The organism is Streptomyces sp. NPDC058674, from assembly GCF_042716505.1.
Classification (GTDB): domain Bacteria; phylum Actinomycetota; class Actinomycetes; order Streptomycetales; family Streptomycetaceae; genus Streptomyces.
The window spans coordinates 18,911-37,417 of record NZ_JBHXSC010000053.1; the positions used below are offsets into that span (position 1 = coordinate 18,911).

Sequence of the window (18,507 nt, forward strand, 5' to 3'; positions counted from 1 at the left end):
GCACTGCGTTATCGAACGGTAATAGACACAGGGGAGTGATTCCAAGCTGTTGCGATTGACCGTTCGCACCAATCGGCCACTCATCGAACAGCTTTGGCCAGCACTTGTCCCGCCAGACGCGGATCAACAGGGGCAAAAATCGACCGGCGCCCCCTCCTCTTCGGCCACAGGCGCGCCATGACGGGGCGTCATATGCATTGCGGAGTGCGTCCTTTCGGACACGTGCCGTCACGCGGCGCCGTCGCGGGGGACCACCGGCACGGTCCGCCGCCGCTCCGGCTGCCCCGTCCCCGGCCGGCCCACCGCCAGCAGCGCCATGTCGTCCGTCGCCCCGCCGCCCGTATGTCGTCGCACATCGCTGCTGAGCGCGCTCAGCAGCGCGTCCGGCCCCGGGAAGACCCGCCCGCGCAGCCGGTCCGCCGGATCGTAGAAGGCCCCCGACCGGTCCCGGGCCTCGGTCAGCCCGTCCGTGTACAGCAGCAGCGTGGCCCCCGCCGGGAAGGCCCACTCCTCGGCCCGGTCCGGCCAGGCCCCCAGCGCCCCCATGCCGAGCGGCAACGCCGTCTCCAGCGGGGCGAGGACGGCCAGCGCGCCGTCCCCGTGCAGCAGCAGCGGCTCGGGATGCCCCCGGTTGACCAGCCGCAGCACCCCCGCCCCGGGCGGGACCTCGCCGAGCACGCACGTGGTGAAGCCCTCCACCGCGTCCAGGCTGTCGCGCCGGGTGCCCTCCCGGGCCAGCGCCCGCTCCAGCCGCTGCGCGACGCCCTCCAGCGTCGGTTCGGTCTCCGCGGCCTCCCGGAAGGCCCCGAGCATCACGGCCACCGTCTCCACCGCGCCCAGCCCCTTGCCCCGTACGTCCCCCACCGCCAGCCGCACGCCGTACGGGGTGTCCTGGACGGCGTACAGGTCCCCGCCGATGAACGCGTCGGCCTGCGCGGCCTCGTACCAGGCGGCGACGTCCAGACCGCCGATCCGATCCGCCGGCGTCGGCAGCACGGCGCGCTGGGCGGCCTCGGCGATCCCGCGCGCCGAGGCGAGCTGCTCGCCACTGCGCCGCACCACGCCGTTGGTCAGGAGCGCCAGCCCGGACACGGTCACGACGGTCGCCAGCTCGGTCAGCGCCTCGACCTTCCAGGTGGTGCCGTTGTAGAGGTGCAGCAGGACCACCGCGAGCGAGGCCAGCGCCCCGGTCAGGGCCGTGGCCCGGAAGCTGAACAGCGGGGCGGCGATCAGCGGGGCCGCGGAGAAGAAGGGCGATCCGGTGAAGCTGGGCGGGGTCAGTACGTCGAAGCACAGCCCGACGGCGATCAGCGCGCCCGGCAGGACCCGGACCACCCGGCGGGCCGCACGGGTCCCAGCGCCGCCCGTGCGCTCGTCCCTGTCCCGCTGCCCCAGCCCCGCCACGCTGCTCTCCTGCCGCCCGGTCGCTCGCACGGGTGCGGGCCTGCTGCGGCTCCGCCCCCCAAGGCTGTCGCCCCGGGCGGGCACCGGGCGACCCGGCGGTGGCCGAACGGGTGAGGGCAGGACCGGGGGCGGACACGACGAAGGCCCGGTTCCCAAGGGAACCGGGCCTTCGTACTGAGTAGCGGGGGCAGGATTTGAACCTACGACCTCTGGGTTATGAGCCCAGCGAGCTACCGAGCTGCTCCACCCCGCGTCGGTAGACACAACTCTACGCCATCCGGGGGGAGGCCTCCGCCAATTAACCTCCCGGCCACCTCCACGAGAGGTATCACCGCAGGTCAGAGCCCTGTAACTGACCTCGGGAGCGGAAGTGCGGGACACCTCCCCGGGGCCCCGGGCCGGCGCGGAACCCCGTTCCACGGCAGCCGAGTTGGGCCGCGCGCCGGGCAACGGACTCCGAGGCCGCGGGAGGCGGGGGGCGGGGGCCGTGGCCGGGGCAGGGCCGGGGCTACGGGCGTGCGGGAGGCGGGGCAGCGGGCGTCCGGGAGGGCAGGGGCGCCGCGCCCATCGGCTGCCCGGAAACGACGGAGCGCCCCGCCCGGTCGGAACCGGGCGGGGCGCTCCTCAAGCCGTAGGCCATGTCGGACTCGAACCGACAACCAACGGATTAAAAGTCCGCTGCTCTGCCAATTGAGCTAATGGCCCTCCACGCGCTCACCCCAGAGCATAGCCGGAGACCGCCGGTCAGCCGATCGGGTATCGGGCGACCGGCCTGTCGTGGGTCCGGCCGGGCGCTGCGGGACGCGCAACAGGGCCCCCACGACGGTGTCGTGGGGGCCCTGTCAGGCAATCAGGTCAGCCGGTATCAGCCGTTGCGCTTCCAGCGCGGCTTGTCCTCGCGGCGGCCGCCGCCGAAGGAGCCGGTCGAACCGGAACCGGACGGGCGCTGGTCGTCGCGGCGGCCGTACGGGCGGTCGCCGGCGCCGCCGGCGCGGAAGCCACCGGACGGGCGGTCGTCGCGGCGGAAGCCGCCACCGGTGGGACGGTCGCCACCGGAGCGGAAACCGCCGGAGGACGGACGGTCGTCACGGTTGAAGCCACCACCGGAGGACGGGCGGTCGTCGCGGCGGAAGCCGCCACGGTCGCCACCGCGGTCGTCGCGGTTGAAGCCGCCCGAGGGACGGTCGTCGCGGCGGAAGCCGCCACCGGCGGGACGCTCGCCACCGGAGCGGAAGCCACCACCGGACGGACGGTCGCCGCCCGAGCGGAAGCCGCCACGGTCGCCACCGCGGTCATCGCGGTTGAAGCCGCCGGACGGACGGCCGCCACGGTCGTCGCGGCGGAAGCCGCCACGGTCACCGCCACGGTCGCCACCGCGGTTGTCGCGGTCGCCACCGGAGCGGAAGCCGCCACGGTCGCCACCGCGGTCGCCGCCGCGGTTGTCGCGACGCTCGAAGTTGCCGCGGTCGTCGCGCTGGGCGCGCTGCTCCTCGCGACGCTCCTGCGCGGCCAGTTCGGCGGCAGCGGCAGCGGCGGCAGCCGCGACCTCGGCCTCGGCGGCCTCGGCCACCTCGGCGACGGCAGCCTCCGGGTCCTCACCGCGCTCACGGGCGGAGCGGGCGACGAGGCGGTCGGCCTCCTCGCGCAGCTCGATGGCACGGCGCGACAGGCGCTCGAGCTGCTTGGTCAGCTCGGCGACCTCGCGCTCGGCCTGCTTGGCGGCGTTGTTCGCGGAGTCGGCCTGGACCTCGGTCAGCGAACGGGCACCGGTGATCTCGGCGACCTCCGGGTCGAAGGCGCCGACGCCCTGGACGATGTGACGCGTGGCGTCGACGCCCGCGTCCTCCATCAGGCGGAAGATCTGGCGGCGCTGGTGCGGAAGCGCCAGCGACACGACCACACCGGACTTGCCGGCGCGGGCGGTACGGCCCGAGCGGTGCAGGTAGTCCTTGTGGTCGCCGGCCGGGTCCACGTTCAGGACCAGGTCGATGCCGTCGACGTGGATGCCGCGGGCGGCGACGTCGGTGGCGACGAGCGCGTTGACGTAGCCGTCCTTGAAGTCGGCGAGGACGCGGGTACGGGCACCCTGCGTCATGCCGCCGTGCAGCGCGTCGGCCTTCACGCCGGACTCGACGAGCTGCTCGGCGATGCGGTCGGCGCCCAGCTGGGTGCGGACGAAGATGATCGTGCGGCCCTTGCGGGCGGCGATGGCGGAGGTGACCGGCGCCTTGTCCTTCGGCTTCACGACGAGGACGTGGTGCGTCATGGTCGTGACGTTGCCCTGGGCGCTGTCGACCTCGTGCGTCACCGGGTCGGTCAGGTAGCGCTTGACCAGGGTGCCGATCTCGTTCTCCATGGTGGCGGAGAAGAGCATGCGCTGGCCGCCGCCGGGGATCTGGTCGAGCAGCTCGGTGACCTCGGGCAGGAAGCCCAGGTCGGCCATCTGGTCGGCCTCGTCGAGAACCGCGACCTGGACGTTCGCCAGGGAGCAGGCACCGCGGTTGATGATGTCGCGCAGACGGCCCGGGGTGGCGACGAGGACGTCGACACCGCGCTCCAGAGCGAAGATCTGGTTGCTCATGGAGGTACCGCCGCAGACGACCTTCATCTTCAGGCCGAGGACGTCGCCGTAGGGCTGGAGGGCGTCCGCAACCTGCATCGCGAGCTCACGCGTCGGCGTGAGGATGATCGCGCGGGGCTTCTTCTTCTCGGTGTGGCCGCCGGCCAGCGAGGCCAGGGTCGGCAGACCGAAGGAGAGGGTCTTGCCGGAGCCGGTGCGGCCTCGGCCGAGGATGTCCTTGCCGGCCAGGGCGTCCGGGATGGTCGCGGCCTGGATCGGGAAGGGGGCGGTGACGCCGTTCTGGGCGAGCTTGCGCACGATGCCGTCCGGCAGACCGAGGTCGCTGAAGGTGATCGTGGGCTCGGCGTCGGCGTCGGCCTCCGCCTCGTCGTCGAAGCCGGCGGCGGAGTCCTCGAAGAACTCGTCGGTGTTCACGTCGGCCTCGAGGGCCTCGATGATCTCGTCCGCCTCGATGGCCTCAATGGCCTCGGTGACCACAAGGGCCTCGGCGTCGACGATCTCGTTGGAGTCGTTCTCGGGCATGACGGAACGGTCAGAACTGGAAATGGACATACGAAATGCGAAACCTTCCGGAGTCTCGGCACGCGCCCAAACTCCGTGAATCGCAAATCGACCGCCTCAATGCGGTCAGCCACGGCTTGGGAGAGTACGCGCCACACGGCGCTCTTCGGATTCGGCGCCGGGCAATGGGATCAAACGATCTATAACCATACGCACCCTCCCCCGGGTCTGGCAAGTTACCCCACCCGGACCCCCTCTGACCTGCGGCGATACCGGAGGCCGGACCGGTGTGCGCGGTCGCTGCCGAAGCTAGGGCTGCCCGGCGGGGGGCGTTTCGGCCGGCGGCTCCGGGGGCGAGGGGTCCGGCGGCTGCGGAGTGGGTTCCGTCACAGGAGGCGTCGGCGCCGGGGGCTCCGGGGTCGCGCTCGGCGGCGGGTGGTGGCCGCCGCCCGGCCCGCCGGCCCCCGCGGACCCGCCCGGCGGGGGCTGTTGGGCGCCCTGGCCGCCCGCGCCTCCGCCCGGGCCCGCCGACGGGGAGGGCGCACCCGGCGGGTTGCTCGGCCCGCCCGGACTGGGGGTGGCCCCGGTCGCGCCGGAGGCCTTGCCGTCCTCCTTGGGCTTGCCGCCCTGGTTCCCCGTACCGTCCTTGGCGCCGTGCCCGCCGCCGTGCGCCCCGGAGCCGCGGCCGGACCCGGCCGCGGCTCCGGCCGGCGCACCGCCGCGGTCGGCGGAGGAGGAGGGCCCGGGCTTGGCGGCGTCCTCACCGACACTCATGCAGCCCGCCGAGGCCGCGACCGCGAGCGCGGCGGCGGCCAGGCGGAGGGGAGCGGACAACTGGCGCACGGGGCACCTCCGGGGCACGGGGGACGGGGGACGAGCGGTCTGCATGAGCGGGTCAATGTGCCCAACTCCCTTCGACCCGCAAGGGACACGCCCCGGCGGACACCGGCTCCGCGCGCGCCCCCGCCGCCGCGCCCGCGCCGGGGCCCCTCAGGCGAGCAGCTGCCGCGCCGCCTGCGAGCCGAGGCGGACCGCGCCCAGCCCCACCAGGACCGAGGCCACCACGTTCACCGCGGCCAGCAGGACCCGGCCGCGCTCGGCCAGCCGCAGGGTCTCGTACGAGAAGGCCGAATACGTGCTCAGCGCGCCGCACAGCCCGGTCCCCAGCAGCAGCTCCAGCCGCGACGAGGAGGCACCCGCCGACGCGGCGCCCGCCAGCGCGCCCAGCGCGAGGCAGGCGGCCGCGTTCACCGTGAGCGTGCCCCAGGGGAAGGGCGAGTCGAGCCGCGCCTGCACCGCCCGGTCCGTCAGGTACCGCAGCGGCGCCCCGACGACCGCCCCCGCCACCACCAGCAGCCAGTTCACCCGCGCCCCCGCACCGCACGGCGGGTCGCCGAGGCCGCCGCCCACACCGCGCCCAGCGCGGCCGCGACCGTGAGCCCGCCGTAGGCCAGCGCGGCGGCGGCCTCCTCCTCGTCCAGCAGCCGAGAGAAGTCCAGCGCGTAGGCGGAGAAGGTGGTGAATCCGCCGAGGACCCCCACGCCCGCGAAGGGCCGCACCAGCGGGTGCGCCGTGCGGCCGCCCTCGGCGACCAGCACCATCAGCACGCCGATCAGGGCGCAGCCCGCCGTGTTGATCCAGAAAGTGGCCCACGGGAAGGCCCCGGGCCCGGCCGGCCACAGCAGGGCGACCGCGTACCGCGCCGAGGCCCCGACCGCGCCGCCGGCCGCCACCGCCGCGAGCACCCGGCCCTGCGGCTCGGCGGGCCGGGCGGGCACGCCCGGGCCGGCGTCCGGTCCGACCGGCCCTCCCGGGGCCCGCCCCGTCACCCGTAGCCCAGGGCGTGCAGCCGCTCGTCGTCGATCCCGAAGTGGTGGGCGATCTCGTGCACCACGGTGACCTCCGTCTCGGCGACCACGCTCTCCCGGTCCTCGCACATCCGCAACGTGGGATTGCGGTAGATGGTGATCCGGTCGGGCAGCACTCCGGCGTACCACTCGCCGCGGTCCGTCAGCGGGGTCCCCTCGTACAGGCCGAGCAGCTCGGGATCGTCCGCGGGAGGTTCGTCCTCGACGAACACCGCCACGTTGTCCATCAGCCGCGTCAGCTCGGGCGGGATGCGGTCCAGGGCCTCTGCGACGAGCTCTTCGAACTCCTCGCGCGTCATCTCCAGCACCGGGCCATTCTCCCTCCGGAGGAAACCGTTTTGGCGATAGCTCCCCGCATCCCATATGCTTCTCACGTCCCCGACGCGCTGAGAAGTGCCCGGCGGGCCTTTAGCCCTCATCGTCTAGTGGCCCAGGACGCCGCCCTTTCAAGGCGGTAGCACGGGTTCGAATCCCGTTGGGGGTACGCAACACCATGTGCGAGACTTGTTCTCGCACAATGCAAGGACCTGTGGAGCAGTTGGTTAGCTCGCCACCCTGTCAAGGTGGAGGTCGCGGGTTCAAGTCCCGTCAGGTTCGCTGAAGCCGGCAACGGCTTCGTGGCTGGGTAGCTCAGTTGGTACGAGCGATCGCCTGAAAAGCGATAGGTCGCCGGTTCGACCCCGGCCCCAGCCACCACAAGAAGGCCCCGTCCCCGGACGGGGCCTTCCGCGTTACCCCCCCCTCGGCGGCCGCCCGCGTCCGGCGGCGCCACTGCGCCGTCCCCCGACCGCAAGGTGGGCCGCCTCTCACGGCACAACCGGGGCAATCGTCCCGAAATGGTACGGGCAGGGGCACAAATGCGTTCGCCACCCGGCGCCCCCGGGTGAGATCCTCGACCAGGTATGTCTACTTCCTTCGCCGCCCTGCAGACGCTTCTCGGTGAGATCTCCCTCCGTGACGCGCACCGCCTCGGCCGCCGCCTCGAAGGCGCCCGCCGTATCCGCAAGCCCGAGGCCAAGCAGGCCGTGCTCGACGAGATCGCCGCGGAGGCCGCGAAGGCCGCCGAGCGACTGGCCGGGCGCGCCTCGCGGATGCCGGAGGTCACGTATCCCGAGAACCTGCCCGTCAGCCAGAAGAAGGACGAGATCGCCGAGGCGATACGCGACCACCAGGTCGTGATCGTCGCGGGCGAGACCGGCTCCGGCAAGACCACGCAGATCCCCAAGATCTGCATGGAGCTGGGCCGCGGCGTCCGGGGCATGATCGGGCACACCCAGCCCCGCCGGATCGCGGCCCGCACGGTCGCCGAGCGGATCGCCGAGGAGCTGAAGTCCGAGATCGGCCAGACGGTCGGCTGGAAGGTCCGGTTCACCGACCAGGTGAACCAGGACGCGACCTTCGTGAAGCTGATGACGGACGGCATCCTGCTCGCCGAGATCCAGACGGACCGCGAGCTGCGCGCGTACGACACGATCATCATCGACGAGGCCCACGAGCGGTCGCTGAACATCGACTTCCTGCTCGGCTACCTCGCCACGCTGCTGCCCAAGCGCCCCGACCTCAAGGTGATCATCACCTCGGCGACCATCGACCCGCAGCGGTTCTCCCGGCACTTCGGCGACGCGCCCGTCGTCGAGGTCAGCGGGCGGACGTACCCCGTCGAGGTCCGCTACCGGCCGCTGCTCGAAGAGGAGGCCGACGACGCCGCCGACAGCGACCGCGACCAGATCACCGCGATCTGCGAGGCCGTGGACGAACTCCAGTCCGAGGGGCCGGGCGACATCCTGGTCTTCCTGTCCGGCGAGCGGGAGATCCGCGACACCGCCGACGCCCTGAACAAGCGCAACCTCCGCTCCACCGAGGTCCTCCCCCTCTACGCGCGGCTCTCGCACGCGGAGCAGCACCGGGTGTTCCAGCAGCACACCGGCCGCCGGATCGTCCTCGCGACGAACGTCGCCGAGACCTCGCTGACCGTCCCCGGCATCAAGTACGTGATCGACCCGGGCAACGCCCGGATCTCCCGCTACAGCCACCGCACCAAGGTGCAGCGCCTGCCCATCGAGCGGATCTCGCAGGCCAGCGCCAACCAGCGCAAGGGCCGCTGCGGCCGCACCAGCGACGGCGTCTGCATCCGGCTCTACTCCGAGGACGACTTCCTCTCCCGTCCGGAGTTCACCGACGCCGAGATCCTGCGGACCAACCTGGCCTCCGTGATCCTCCAGATGACCGCGGCCGGCCTGGGCGAGATCGAGAAGTTCCCCTTCATCGACCCGCCGGACCACCGCAACATCCGGGACGGCGTCCAGCTCCTCCAGGAGCTCGGCGCGCTGGACCCGACCGAGAAGGACCACGCCAAGCGCCTCACGCCCATGGGCCGCCAGCTGTCCCAGCTGCCCGTGGACCCGCGCCTCGCCCGCATGGTCGTGGAGGCCGACAAGAACAACTGCGTGCGCGAGGTCATGGTCATCGCGGCCGCGCTGTCGATCCAGGACCCGCGCGAGCGCCCCTCGGACAAGCAGACCCAGGCCGACCAGAACCACGCCCGGTTCAAGGACGAGACCAGCGACTTCCTGGCCTTCCTGAACATGTGGCGCTACGTCCGGGAGCAGCAGAAGGAGCGCGGCTCCTCCTCCTTCCGCCGGATGTGCAAGCAGGAGTACCTGAACTTCCTGCGCATCCGGGAGTGGCAGGACATCTACTCGCAGCTGCGCACGGTCGCCAAGGGCATGGGGATCCACGTCAACGAGGCCGACGCCCCCGAGACGAGCATCCACGTCTCGCTGCTGGCCGGCCTGCTCTCGCACATCGGCCTGAAGGACACCGAGAAGAACGAGTACCTGGGGGCGCGGTCCGCCAAGTTCGCGGTCTTCCCGGGCTCCGCGCTGTTCAAGAAGCAGCCGAGGTTCCTGATGTCGGCGGAGCTCGTGGAGACCTCGCGGCTGTGGGCCCGGGTCAACGCCAAGGTGGAGCCGGAGTGGGTCGAGCCGCTCGCGCAGCACCTGGTCAAGCGCACGTACAGCGAGCCGCACTGGGAGAAGGACCAGGCGGCCGTCATGGCGTACGAGAAGGTCACGCTGTACGGCGTGCCGATCGTCGCGCAGCGGAAGATCAACTACGGCCGGATCGATCCCGAGGTCTCGCGCGAGCTGTTCATCCGCAACGCGCTGGTCGAGGGCGACTGGAAGACCCACCACAAGTTCTACGCCGACAACCGCAGGCTCCTCACCGAGGTGGAGGAGCTGGAGAACCGGGCGCGGCGCCGCGACATCGTGGTGGACGACGAGACGCTCTTCGACTTCTACGACCAGCGGATTCCCGAGCACGTGGTGTCGGGGGCGCACTTCGACTCCTGGTGGAAGCACAAGAAGCGCGAGGAGCCCGAACTCCTCGACTTCGAGCGCGAGATGCTGCTGACGGAGAAGGCGGCCGGGGTCACCAAGGCCGACTATCCGGACTCCTGGCACCAGGGGCCGCTGAAGTTCCGGGTGACCTACCAGTTCGAGCCGGGCGCGGACGCGGACGGCGTGACCGTGCACGTCCCGCTGCACGTGCTGAACCAGGTCACCGACGAGGGCTTCGACTGGCAGATCCCGGGCCTGCGGGAGGAGGTCGTCACCGAGCTGATCCGCTCGCTGCCGAAGCCGATCCGCCGCCACTACGTGCCCGCGCCGAACTTCGCGGGCCGCTTCCTGGCGACCGCCGTGCCGCTGCAGGAGCCGCTGCACGTGACCCTGGCGCGCGAGCTCCAGCGGATGGTGGGGGTCCCGGTCGCCCCCGAGGACTTCGACCTGAGCCGCATCCCGGACCACCTGAAGATCACGTTCCGTATCGTCGACGAGCGCCGCAGGAACCTCGCCGAGGACAAGGACCTGGAGGCGCTGCGGCTGCGGCTGCGGCCCAAGGCCCGCCAGGCGCTCTCCCAGGCCGCCGCGGCCACCGCGGAGCGGGCGGGCGGCGAGTCCGTGGAGCGCTCGGGGCTGACCGACTGGACCATCGGCACGCTGAGCAAGGTCTTCGAGACCCGGCGGGCGGGCCAGCCGGTGAAGGCGTACCCGGCGCTGGTGGACGAGGGGACGAGCGTCTGCGTACGCCTCTTCGACACCGAGGCCGAGCAGCAGCAGGCGATGTGGCTGGGGACCAGGCGGCTCATCCTGCTGAACATCCCGGTGAACCCGGCGAAGTTCGCCTCCGACCACCTGACCAACCAGCAGAAGCTGGCCCTGTCCCGGAACCCGCACGGCTCCATCCAGGCGCTGTTCGACGACTGCGCGACCGCGGCGGCGGACAGGCTGATCGCCGACCACGGCGGCCCGGCCTGGGACGAGGCGGCCTTCCGCAGGCTCTACGAGGCGGTCCGGGCAGACCTCGTGGACACGACCGTGCGCACGGTGCAGCAGGTCCAGCAGGTGCTGGCCGCCTGGCAGGCCTGCGAGCGCCGCCTGAAGGCCACGAGCAGCCCGGCCCTGGCCGCGAACCTCCAGGACGTGAGGACACAGCTGGCGGCCCTCGTGCCGGCCGGCTTCGTGACGCTCACCGGGTTGCGCCGCCTGGGCGACCTGATGCGCTACCTGGTGGCGGCGGACCGGCGGCTCCAGCAGATGCCGACGGGCGTCCAGCGCGACACCACGCGCATGCAGAAGGTCCACGAGATGCAGGACGAGTACGCCTGGCTGCTGGAGCAGCTGCCCAAGGGCCGGCCGGTCCCGGCCGCGGTCACGGACATCCGCTGGATGATCGAGGAGCTGCGGGTCAGCTACTTCGCCCACGCGCTCGGCACGGCGTATCCGGTCTCCGACAAGCGGATCGTGAAGGCGGTGGACGCCGCGGCCCCGTGAGCGGGTTCGACTGCACCCCCTGAGCTGTTGTACAGTCTGATTCGCAGCCGGTTGAACGGCAGCAAATCAAGGACCTGTGGAGCAGTTGGTTAGCTCGCCACCCTGTCAAGGTGGAGGTCGCGGGTTCAAGTCCCGTCAGGTTCGCAGAAACGTCAGGGCCCGCATCCCCCAGGGGATGCGGGCCCTGACGCGTTGGCGGGCTCCACGCCCCGGGGGATGCGGGCTACGCGCCCTCCGCCCCTCGCCTTCCCTTGCCTCCCCCGCGCCCCTCCCGCCCGGCCCGGGCGGCCCACGGCCCCCTGGGGCGCCGCGGGAGCGCGCCCACCGGCAGGAACGCCCCGGGGTGCCCGCAGGGGCGTGGAGGGGCTGCTGGGCCTCCTGGGCGTGCGAGCGGGCCGCGCGGCGGCAGAATCGCCCGTTCGCATGAGTCGCTCCGCCGGGACCGTCCCCCTTACGGGGCGTGTTGCCGGATGTACAAGAGTGATCACCTGTGACGGGAGTCACCGTACGAGTTTCTGAGACGGGTACTTTTATCGCACCCCTACGCCGCCTCGATTTAATATGTGCAATGGCACCTCACGCCGCAAGCGCCACCGGCTCCGCCCGATCCGCCCTGACCTGGGCATAAAAAAGATCGCGCTGGACCCGGCGGAGTCCAGCGCGACCGACGACCGGTGAACCTGTTGGGGCAGGTTCGGCCGCATGAAGCAATGTGGGTTTCATCGGATTGGGGGACCCGAATTCGACCCGTTGAAACGGGGTGCTGCGGAACCTCAGGCCTCGCTGCGCTGCTGCGGAATTCCCGCAAGCAGTGCGCGGACCTCGGCCTCGCGGTAACGGCGGTGTCCACCCAGGGTGCGGATGGACGTGAGCTTGCCAGCCTTGGCCCAGCGGGTGACCGTCTTCGGGTCCACGCGGAACATCGTGGCGACCTCAGCCGGGGTCAGCAGCGGCTCGGCATCAGGGGTGCGAGCGGTCATGAGCGGCCTCCTCGGGAGAACCGAACCATCTCGGTTCTTTCCTCTAAATTCTGCACCTTGGCCCGCGTTGCCCGAAATGGACATACGCGGGCCGAGTCGGTTATAGGACGAACGGCTTGTCCTCGGCACTACAACTACACCATCCGTCCAGCCCCAAGGGCCAAACCGATGGAATTGCCCTCCGAGGTGTTCATCAGCGGCGGAAGCCGATGGACCGCCCCATAACGGACAGTCACCCCACTGTGACGATCAGTCACAGAGCGATCAGGAGTCGTCAGACCCCCCGTAGAGCGCAATGCCGAGCATTCCGCCCGTAGTTGGACGGAAGGAACCCTCCCCGGACTCCTTGTCCTATTTTGGCACGAGGGTAGGGGAAGGGCGCAAGGGTGTGGTTAGTGCGGTCCGTCACGCTTGGGCCAATGGCCCGTATCGGGACGAAGGTCCTGGCACTACGTCCTGAATTTCACCATACAGGCTCTGATCAGGTACTTATGACTGATCGACCGATACGCACAGGTACGTACCACCGCACCGGGACGGCGCCCGGGCCGTCCCTGTGACATCGGCCCCACGCCGTCTAATTCGCGAAGAGCCGCTCCCGCACCGCGCGCCAGCGCTCCGCCAGCTCGCCGTACGCCTCGCCCGCCCCCTCGGCGTCCCCCGCCCGCAGGGCGGCGATGCCCGCCGCCAGGTCCCGCGCCGAGCGGTCGGCCGCCAGCCGGTCCGCCGGCAGCGCGTGAAGCAGCCCGCCGTAGTCCAGCTCGACCATCGAGCGGGGGTGGAACTCCTCCAGCCAGCTCCCCACCTCCGCCAGGCCGTCGGCGAGCATGCCGTACCCCTCGGCCTCGCGCAGGACCCGCAGGCCCCGCGCGAGCCGGCGCCGGGCCTGCACCATCGGCGTCCGGTAGCGCAGCCGCTCCCCCGGGACGTACTCCCGCTCCTCGTCCGCCACCAGCACGAACCAGCGCAGCGGGACCTGCCAGACGCCGGTGCGGATCCACGGGCGCGCGTCGGGGTTCCGCTCGCGCCAGCGCTCGTAGGCCTCGGCCGCCTGCCGGCGCACCGCCGGGGGCAGCGCCGCGTCCAGCACCGGGAGCGGGAACCACTCGACCAGTTCCTGCAGCGCCATCCAGCCCCGGAGCCTGGTGCGCCAGGGGCAGACCAGGAGCTCCCCGGCGACCTCCGCCGTGAAGGCGTCCGCGCTCTCGTGCGCCGGGACGCCCACCACCGGCACCCGTACGAGGTCGGCGAGCGACCGGCGCAGCTCGTCCTGGGCGGTCGGGGCCACCCCGCGCCGGGCGTAGTCCGCCCAGTGCGCGCGCTCGGACTCCGCAAAGGCCGACAGCGGCTCGTAGACCCGCAGGTAGGAGGCGTAGGGAACGGTCGGCGCCGAGCGCGCGGAGGGCAGCAGTGGATCGGGGGATTCGCTCACGCCTCCCTACCTCCCCCTTTCGGGCACCCGGTTCACCTCCAGGGCTCCGGAAGACCGCCGGAGGGGGACCGTACGGGGGTCCGTGTCCCGGGAGGGTTCCGATCCCCGGACAGGTCGACTGCGCGGGCCCCGCAGGTCTTACGCTGCTCCCAGCACGCCCTCCCCCACCCGCAGGGCGGGCGTATTCCCGCCGCATCTCTTCCATGGGAGTCACCACCGTGACCGAAATGACCGACGGCGTCCTGCACACCCTGTTCCGCACGGAACAGGGCGGCCACGAGCAAGTCGTGCTGTGCCAGGACCGAGCCACCGGCCTGAAGGCCGTCATCGCGATCCACTCCACCGCCCTGGGCCCCGCCCTCGGCGGTACGCGCTTCCACGCGTACGCCTCGGACGAGGAAGCCGTCCAAGACGCGCTGAACCTCTCGCGCGGCATGTCGTACAAGAACGCCCTCGCCGGCCTCGACCTCGGCGGCGGCAAGGCCGTCATCATCGGTGACCCGGACGTCGTCAAGAGCGAGGAACTGCTGCTGGCCTACGGCCGGTTCGTGGAGTCCCTCGGCGGCCGGTACGTGACCGCCTGCGACGTCGGCACCTACGTCGCCGACATGGACGTCGTGGCCCGCGAGACCCGCTGGGCCACCGGCCGCTCCCCCGAGAACGGCGGCGCGGGCGACTCCTCCGTGCTCACCGCCTTCGGCGTCTTCCAGGGCATGCGCGCCAGCGCCCAGCACCTGTGGGGCGACCCGACCCTGCGCGGCCGCAAGGTCGCCGTGGCCGGCGTCGGCAAGGTCGGCCACTACCTGGTCGAGCACCTCCTGGAGGACGGCGCCGAGGTCGTCATCACGGACGTGCGCGAGGAATCGGTACGCCGGGTCCTCGACAAGCACCCGGGCAAGGTCACGGCGGCCCCCGACACGGACGCGCTGATCCGCGTGCCGGACCTGGACATCTACGCCCCCTGCGCGCTCGGCGGCGCCCTGGACGACCACACGGTGCCCGCGCTGACCGCCAAGATCGTCTGCGGTGCGGCCAACAACCAGCTGGCCCACTCCGGCATCGAGAAGGACCTGTCGGACCGCGGCATCCTCTACGCCCCGGACTACGTGGTCAACGCGGGCGGTGTGATCCAGGTCGCCGACGAGCTGCGCGGCTTCGACTTCGACCGCTGCAAGGCCCAGGCGACGAAGATCTTCGACACCACCCTGGCCATATTCGCACGTGCGAAGACGGATGGCATTCCGCCGGCCGCGGCGGCCGACCGGATCGCCGAGCAGCGGATGGCGGACGCCCGCGCCGCCCGTACCGCCTGACCCCTTCGGGGGCCCTGCGTGCGCCCGCCGGGGTTGCGGCGAGACGGAACTCACTGCGCTTCGGCGGGTCGCCCGCCGGGAACGGGTTAAAATCGCAGCTGACCAGCGAGGACGGGGCGCCTTGCTGGTTCTGCACCGGGGCGCGTCATGCGGGCGGCGTACCGTATGGCCGCGGAAGCAGGTACCGTTAAACCCCTACGGACGGTCTCTCCACGGAGAGCCCGCTCCGAACCATGAACGCGTGTCAGACTCTGGGGCCGTCGAGCCCCGTCACCGAGGGGGTCGAGCCATGGGGCGCGGCCGGGCCAAGGCCAAGCAGACAAAGGTCGCCCGCCAGCTGAAGTACAACAGCGGCGGGACTGATCTCTCGCGTCTGGCCAACGAGCTGGGCGCATCGCCGACGGAGCCGCTGCCTATCAGCGAGCCGGTCGAGGTCGATGACGATCAGGATGACGAAGACGACCCGTACGCCAAGTACGCGGCTCGTTACAACGGCGATGACGACGACGAGGACGACGAGTCCGGTCCGTCGGCCCACCGCCGCGGCGCTTGACGCCCTTCGGCGTCTGCACACCAGGTCAGAAAACCGAAACCCGGTCCAGGGCATAGCCCCGGGCCGGGTTTCGGTGCTGATCAGCTCGCGTAGGAACCGGTGAGGGCCGCGCCCTCGGTGCGGTCGCCGCGGTCCAGGATCTCGCCCGCGACCCAGGCGTCGACGCCCCGGTCGGACAGCGCGGTCAGTGCCACGTCCACCGACTCGGCGGGGACGACGGCCATCATGCCGACGCCCATGTTGAGCGTCTTCTCCAGCTCCAGCTGCTCCACCTGCCCGGCCTTGCCGACCAGGTCGAAGATGGCGCCGGGGGCCCAGGTCGCGCGGTCGACCGCGGCGTGCAGGTGGTCCGGGACGACCCGGGCCAGGTTCGCCGCGAGTCCGCCGCCCGTGATGTGCGAGTACGCGTGCACCTCGGCCGTACGGGTGAGCGCCAGGCAGTCCAGCGAGTAGATCTTCGTGGGCTCCAGCAGCTCCTCGCCCAGGGTGCGCCCGAGCTCCGCGACCTCCTGCTCCAGGGACATTCCGGCCCGGTCGAAGAGCACGTGCCGCACCAGCGAGTACCCGTTCGAGTGAAGGCCGGACGACGCCATCGCGATGACGGCGTCCCCCGTACGGATGCGGTCCGCGCCCAGCAGGCGGTCGTACTCCACGACGCCGGTGCCGGCGCCCGCCACGTCGAAGTCGTCCGGGCCCAGCAGGCCCGGGTGCTCGGCGGTCTCGCCGCCGACCAGGGCGCAGCCGGCCAGGACGCAGCCCTCGGCGATGCCCTTGACGATGGCCGCGACACGCTCGGGATGGACCTTGCCGACGCAGATGTAGTCGGTCATGAAGAGGGGCTCGGCGCCGCAGACGACGATGTCGTCCATGACCATCGCGACCAGGTCGTGGCCGATGGTGTCGTACACGCCGAGCTGGCGGGCGATGTCGACCTTCGTGCCGACGCCGTCGGTGGCCGAGGCCAGCAGGGGGCGCTCGTAGCGCTTGAGGGCGGAGGCGTCGAAGAGGCCGGCGAAGCCGCCGAGGCCGCCGAGGACCTCGGGGCGCTGCGTCTTCTTCACCCACTCCTTCATCAGCTCGACGGCGCGGTCTCCCGCTTCGATGTCCACGCCTGCGGCTGCGTAGCTGGCACCGGTGGTCTTCTCTGTCATGACAGGAGAGAGCTTTCGTGTCGTTACTGCGGGTGGTGCCGGGCCCTGGGAGAAGCCTCGAAGACAGGGCCCGGCGCAGGTGGAGCCGGCCGGAGGGGGAGTCCGGACTACGGGCGACGGAGCGCGTCGGCAGCGTCCGTGCCGCCGGCCAGCTCGGTCTCCAGGAGCTGCTTGCCCAGGAGCTGCGGGTCGGGCAGCTCCATGGGGTACTCGCCGTCGAAGCAGGCCCGGCAGAGGTTGGGCTTCTGGATGGTGGTCGCCTCGATCATCGCGTCGAGCGAGATGTACGAGAGGGAGTCCGCGCCCATGGAGGTGGCGATCTCGTCGACCGTCATGCCGTTGGCGATCAGCTCGGCCCGGGTGGCGAAGTCGATGCCGAAGAAGCACGGCCACTTCACCGGCGGCGAGGAGATCCGGATGTGGACCTCCGCCGCGCCGGCCTCGCGGAGCATCTTGACCAGGGCGCGCTGGGTGTTGCCGCGGACGATCGAGTCGTCCACGACCACCAGGCGCTTGCCCCGGATGACTTCCTTGAGGGGGTTGAGCTTCAGCCGGATGCCGAGCTGGCGGATCGTCTGCGAGGGCTGGATGAAGGTCCGGCCCACGTAGGCGTTCTTGACCAGGCCGACTCCGAACGGAATCCCGCTGGCCTCGGCGTAGCCGACGGCGGCGGGCGTGCCGGACTCCGGCGTCGCTATCACCAGGTCGGCGTCGACCGGCGCCTCCTTCGCGAGGCGGCGGCCCATCTCGACACGCGAGAGGTAGACGTTCCGGCCGGCGATGTCGGTGTCCGGGCGCGCCAGGTAGACGTACTCGAAGACACAGCCCTTCGGCTTTGCTTCCGCGAAACGAGAGGTGCGGAGGCCGTTCTCGTCGATCGCGATGAGCTCGCCCGGCTCGACCTCGCGGACGAAGCTGGCGCCGCAGATGTCGAGGGCGGCGGTCTCACTGGCGACCACCCAGCCGCGCTCCAGGCGGCCCAGGACCAGCGGGCGGATGCCCTGCGGGTCACGGGCGGTGTAGAGGGTCCCCTCGTCCATGAAGACGAGCGAGAAGGCGCCCTTGACCTTCGGGAGGACCTTGGTGGCCGACTCCTCGATGGTGAGGGGCTTGCCGTCGTCGTCGGTCTGGCCGGCGAGGAGGGCGGTGACGAGGTCGGTGTCGTTCGTGGCCGCCACCTGGGTGGCACGGCCGTCCTGACGGGGGAGGTCGGCGACCATTTCGGCGAGCTCGGCGGTGTTCACCAGGTTGCCGTTGTGACCCAGGGCGATGGAGCCGTGGGCGGTCGCGCGGAAGGTCGGCTGGGCGTTCTCCCAGACGGAGGCCCCGGTGGTCGAGTAGCGGGCGTGACCGACCGCGATATGACCCTGGAGCGAGCCGAGAGAGGTTTCGTCGAAGACCTGGGAAACGAGACCCATGTCCTTGAAGACGAGGATCTGGGAACCGTTGCTCACAGCGATTCCCGCGGACTCTTGTCCGCGGTGCTGTAGTGCATACAGTCCGAAGTAGGTGAGCTTGGCGACCTCTTCACCCGGAGCCCAGACACCGAAGACGCCACAAGCGTCCTGGGGGCCTTTCTCTCCGGGGAGCAGGTCGTGGTTGAGTCGTCCATCACCACGAGGCACGGCTCCGAGTGTAGGCGAGATCGACCACTGGTCCGAATTGGGGACGGCCGGGAAATGTCACAGCACAGAGGGTGACGAAACCCCTCCGTCTCGCTATGCGGATCACCTTGTTGACATGTACGAACGCATTCGTACAGGCTCTCGGTCCATGCAGCCCCTCGGTGACCGCACCGTCACCCTCGTCGAGCGCCGCCACGTAGACCTGGTCCGTGTCGCGAGCGCCATCTGTCGCTGCTTCGCGTAGCCGCAACTCTCTCTCCCCCC

Annotated in this window: 14 protein-coding genes and 6 tRNA genes; 8 read left to right on the forward strand and 12 right to left on the reverse strand. The window is 71.3% G+C overall.

What is annotated here, in order from left to right; all coding sequences use genetic code 11:
- Positions 1-228 precede the first annotated feature (228 nt).
- From ACFWU6_RS24285 to ACFWU6_RS24320, 8 genes are all read right to left on the reverse strand, one after another.
- Entirely contained in the window at positions 229-1,404 is a 1,176-nt protein-coding gene (locus ACFWU6_RS24285; protein WP_383983026.1) for a PP2C family protein-serine/threonine phosphatase, read from the reverse strand.
- Between the two features lie 179 nt (positions 1,405-1,583).
- Positions 1,584-1,657: transfer RNA gene (locus tag ACFWU6_RS24290), tRNA-Met, on the reverse strand.
- A gap of 379 nt (positions 1,658-2,036) precedes the next feature.
- Positions 2,037-2,109 (reverse strand) — tRNA-Lys (locus tag ACFWU6_RS24295).
- A gap of 160 nt (positions 2,110-2,269) precedes the next feature.
- Positions 2,270-4,537 (reverse strand): DEAD/DEAH box helicase, encoded by a 2,268-nt coding sequence (locus ACFWU6_RS24300; RefSeq protein ID WP_383983028.1) that lies wholly within the window; start codon positions 4,535-4,537, stop codon positions 2,270-2,272.
- 258 nt (positions 4,538-4,795) lie between these two features.
- Complete coding sequence (locus ACFWU6_RS24305) at positions 4,796-5,320, reverse strand: hypothetical protein (protein ID WP_383983030.1); 525 nt, start codon at positions 5,318-5,320, stop codon at positions 4,796-4,798.
- 156 nt (positions 5,321-5,476) lie between these two features.
- Complete coding sequence (gene crcB / locus ACFWU6_RS24310) at positions 5,477-5,851, reverse strand: fluoride efflux transporter CrcB (protein WP_383805470.1); 375 nt, start codon at positions 5,849-5,851, stop codon at positions 5,477-5,479.
- Complete coding sequence (locus ACFWU6_RS24315) at positions 5,848-6,264, reverse strand: CrcB family protein (RefSeq protein WP_383805468.1); 417 nt, start codon at positions 6,262-6,264, stop codon at positions 5,848-5,850. Before ACFWU6_RS24315 ends, crcB begins: the two co-directional genes overlap by 4 nt.
- Before the next feature lie 47 nt (positions 6,265-6,311).
- Positions 6,312-6,662, reverse strand: a complete 351-nt coding sequence (locus ACFWU6_RS24320) for a metallopeptidase family protein (RefSeq protein ID WP_030012899.1) — start codon at positions 6,660-6,662, stop codon at positions 6,312-6,314.
- Positions 6,663-6,765: 103 nt separating this feature from the next.
- Here ACFWU6_RS24320 and ACFWU6_RS24325 point away from each other — a divergent pair.
- From ACFWU6_RS24325 to ACFWU6_RS24345, 5 genes are all read left to right on the forward strand, one after another.
- Positions 6,766-6,838 (forward strand) — tRNA-Glu (locus ACFWU6_RS24325).
- 39 nt (positions 6,839-6,877) lie between these two features.
- A tRNA-Asp gene (locus ACFWU6_RS24330) sits at positions 6,878-6,951 on the forward strand.
- 22 nt (positions 6,952-6,973) lie between these two features.
- A tRNA-Phe gene (locus ACFWU6_RS24335) sits at positions 6,974-7,050 on the forward strand.
- Between the two features lie 206 nt (positions 7,051-7,256).
- On the forward strand, positions 7,257-11,189 hold the full coding sequence (hrpA, locus tag ACFWU6_RS24340) for an ATP-dependent RNA helicase HrpA (protein WP_383805466.1): 3,933 nt from the start codon (positions 7,257-7,259) through the stop codon (positions 11,187-11,189).
- A 70-nt stretch (positions 11,190-11,259) separates the two neighbouring features.
- Positions 11,260-11,333 (forward strand) — tRNA-Asp (locus tag ACFWU6_RS24345).
- Positions 11,334-11,962: 629 nt separating this feature from the next.
- On the opposite strand, the gene bldC is transcribed toward ACFWU6_RS24345, so the two are convergent.
- Both bldC and ACFWU6_RS24355 read right to left on the reverse strand, forming a co-directional pair.
- A complete protein-coding gene (gene bldC, locus ACFWU6_RS24350; protein ID WP_003949541.1) occupies positions 11,963-12,169 on the reverse strand; it encodes a developmental transcriptional regulator BldC in 207 nt (68 codons plus the stop codon).
- Positions 12,170-12,746: 577 nt separating this feature from the next.
- Positions 12,747-13,601, reverse strand: coding sequence for a hypothetical protein (locus ACFWU6_RS24355; protein WP_383805464.1), 855 nt, complete (start codon positions 13,599-13,601; stop codon positions 12,747-12,749).
- A gap of 218 nt (positions 13,602-13,819) precedes the next feature.
- Here ACFWU6_RS24355 and ACFWU6_RS24360 point away from each other — a divergent pair, with 218 nt between their 5' ends.
- Both ACFWU6_RS24360 and ACFWU6_RS24365 read left to right on the forward strand, forming a co-directional pair.
- Positions 13,820-14,914 carry a Leu/Phe/Val dehydrogenase gene (locus ACFWU6_RS24360; RefSeq protein WP_383805462.1) on the forward strand — a complete coding sequence of 365 codons (1,095 nt, stop codon included), beginning with the start codon at positions 13,820-13,822 and terminating at the stop codon, positions 14,912-14,914.
- 289 nt (positions 14,915-15,203) lie between these two features.
- A complete protein-coding gene (locus ACFWU6_RS24365) occupies positions 15,204-15,467 on the forward strand; it encodes a DUF3073 domain-containing protein (protein WP_383805460.1) in 264 nt (87 codons plus the stop codon).
- Positions 15,468-15,547: 80 nt separating this feature from the next.
- On the opposite strand, the gene purM is transcribed toward ACFWU6_RS24365, so the two are convergent.
- Positions 15,548-16,618: a phosphoribosylformylglycinamidine cyclo-ligase gene (gene purM / locus ACFWU6_RS24370; RefSeq protein WP_383805458.1), complete on the reverse strand. Its 1,071-nt coding sequence runs from the start codon at positions 16,616-16,618 to the stop codon at positions 15,548-15,550.
- Positions 16,619-16,725: 107 nt separating this feature from the next.
- Entirely contained in the window at positions 16,726-18,243 is a 1,518-nt protein-coding gene (gene purF, locus ACFWU6_RS24375; protein WP_383805456.1) for an amidophosphoribosyltransferase, read from the reverse strand.
- A 148-nt stretch (positions 18,244-18,391) separates the two neighbouring features.
- Between purF and ACFWU6_RS24380 the strand changes: the two genes are divergently transcribed.
- Positions 18,392-18,487, forward strand: a complete 96-nt coding sequence (locus ACFWU6_RS24380; RefSeq protein ID WP_361590194.1) for a putative leader peptide — start codon at positions 18,392-18,394, stop codon at positions 18,485-18,487.
- The last annotated feature ends 20 nt before the right edge of the window (positions 18,488-18,507 follow it).

Excerpts from the sequence above, each read along its gene's own strand:
- hrpA (WP_383805466.1), top strand. The coding sequence starts at position 7,257 with ATGTCTACTTCCTTCGCCGCCCTGCAGACGCTTCTCGGTGAGATCTCC.
- ACFWU6_RS24380 (WP_361590194.1), top strand. The coding sequence starts at position 18,392 with ATGCAGCCCCTCGGTGACCGCACCGTCACCCTCGTCGAGCGCCGCCAC.
- ACFWU6_RS24300 (WP_383983028.1), bottom strand. The coding sequence starts at position 4,537 with ATGTCCATTTCCAGTTCTGACCGTTCCGTCATGCCCGAGAACGACTCC.
- ACFWU6_RS24365 (WP_383805460.1), top strand. The coding sequence starts at position 15,204 with ATGGGGCGCGGCCGGGCCAAGGCCAAGCAGACAAAGGTCGCCCGCCAG.
- bldC (WP_003949541.1), bottom strand. The coding sequence starts at position 12,169 with ATGACCGCTCGCACCCCTGATGCCGAGCCGCTGCTGACCCCGGCTGAG.
- purM (WP_383805458.1), bottom strand. The coding sequence starts at position 16,618 with ATGACAGAGAAGACCACCGGTGCCAGCTACGCAGCCGCAGGCGTGGAC.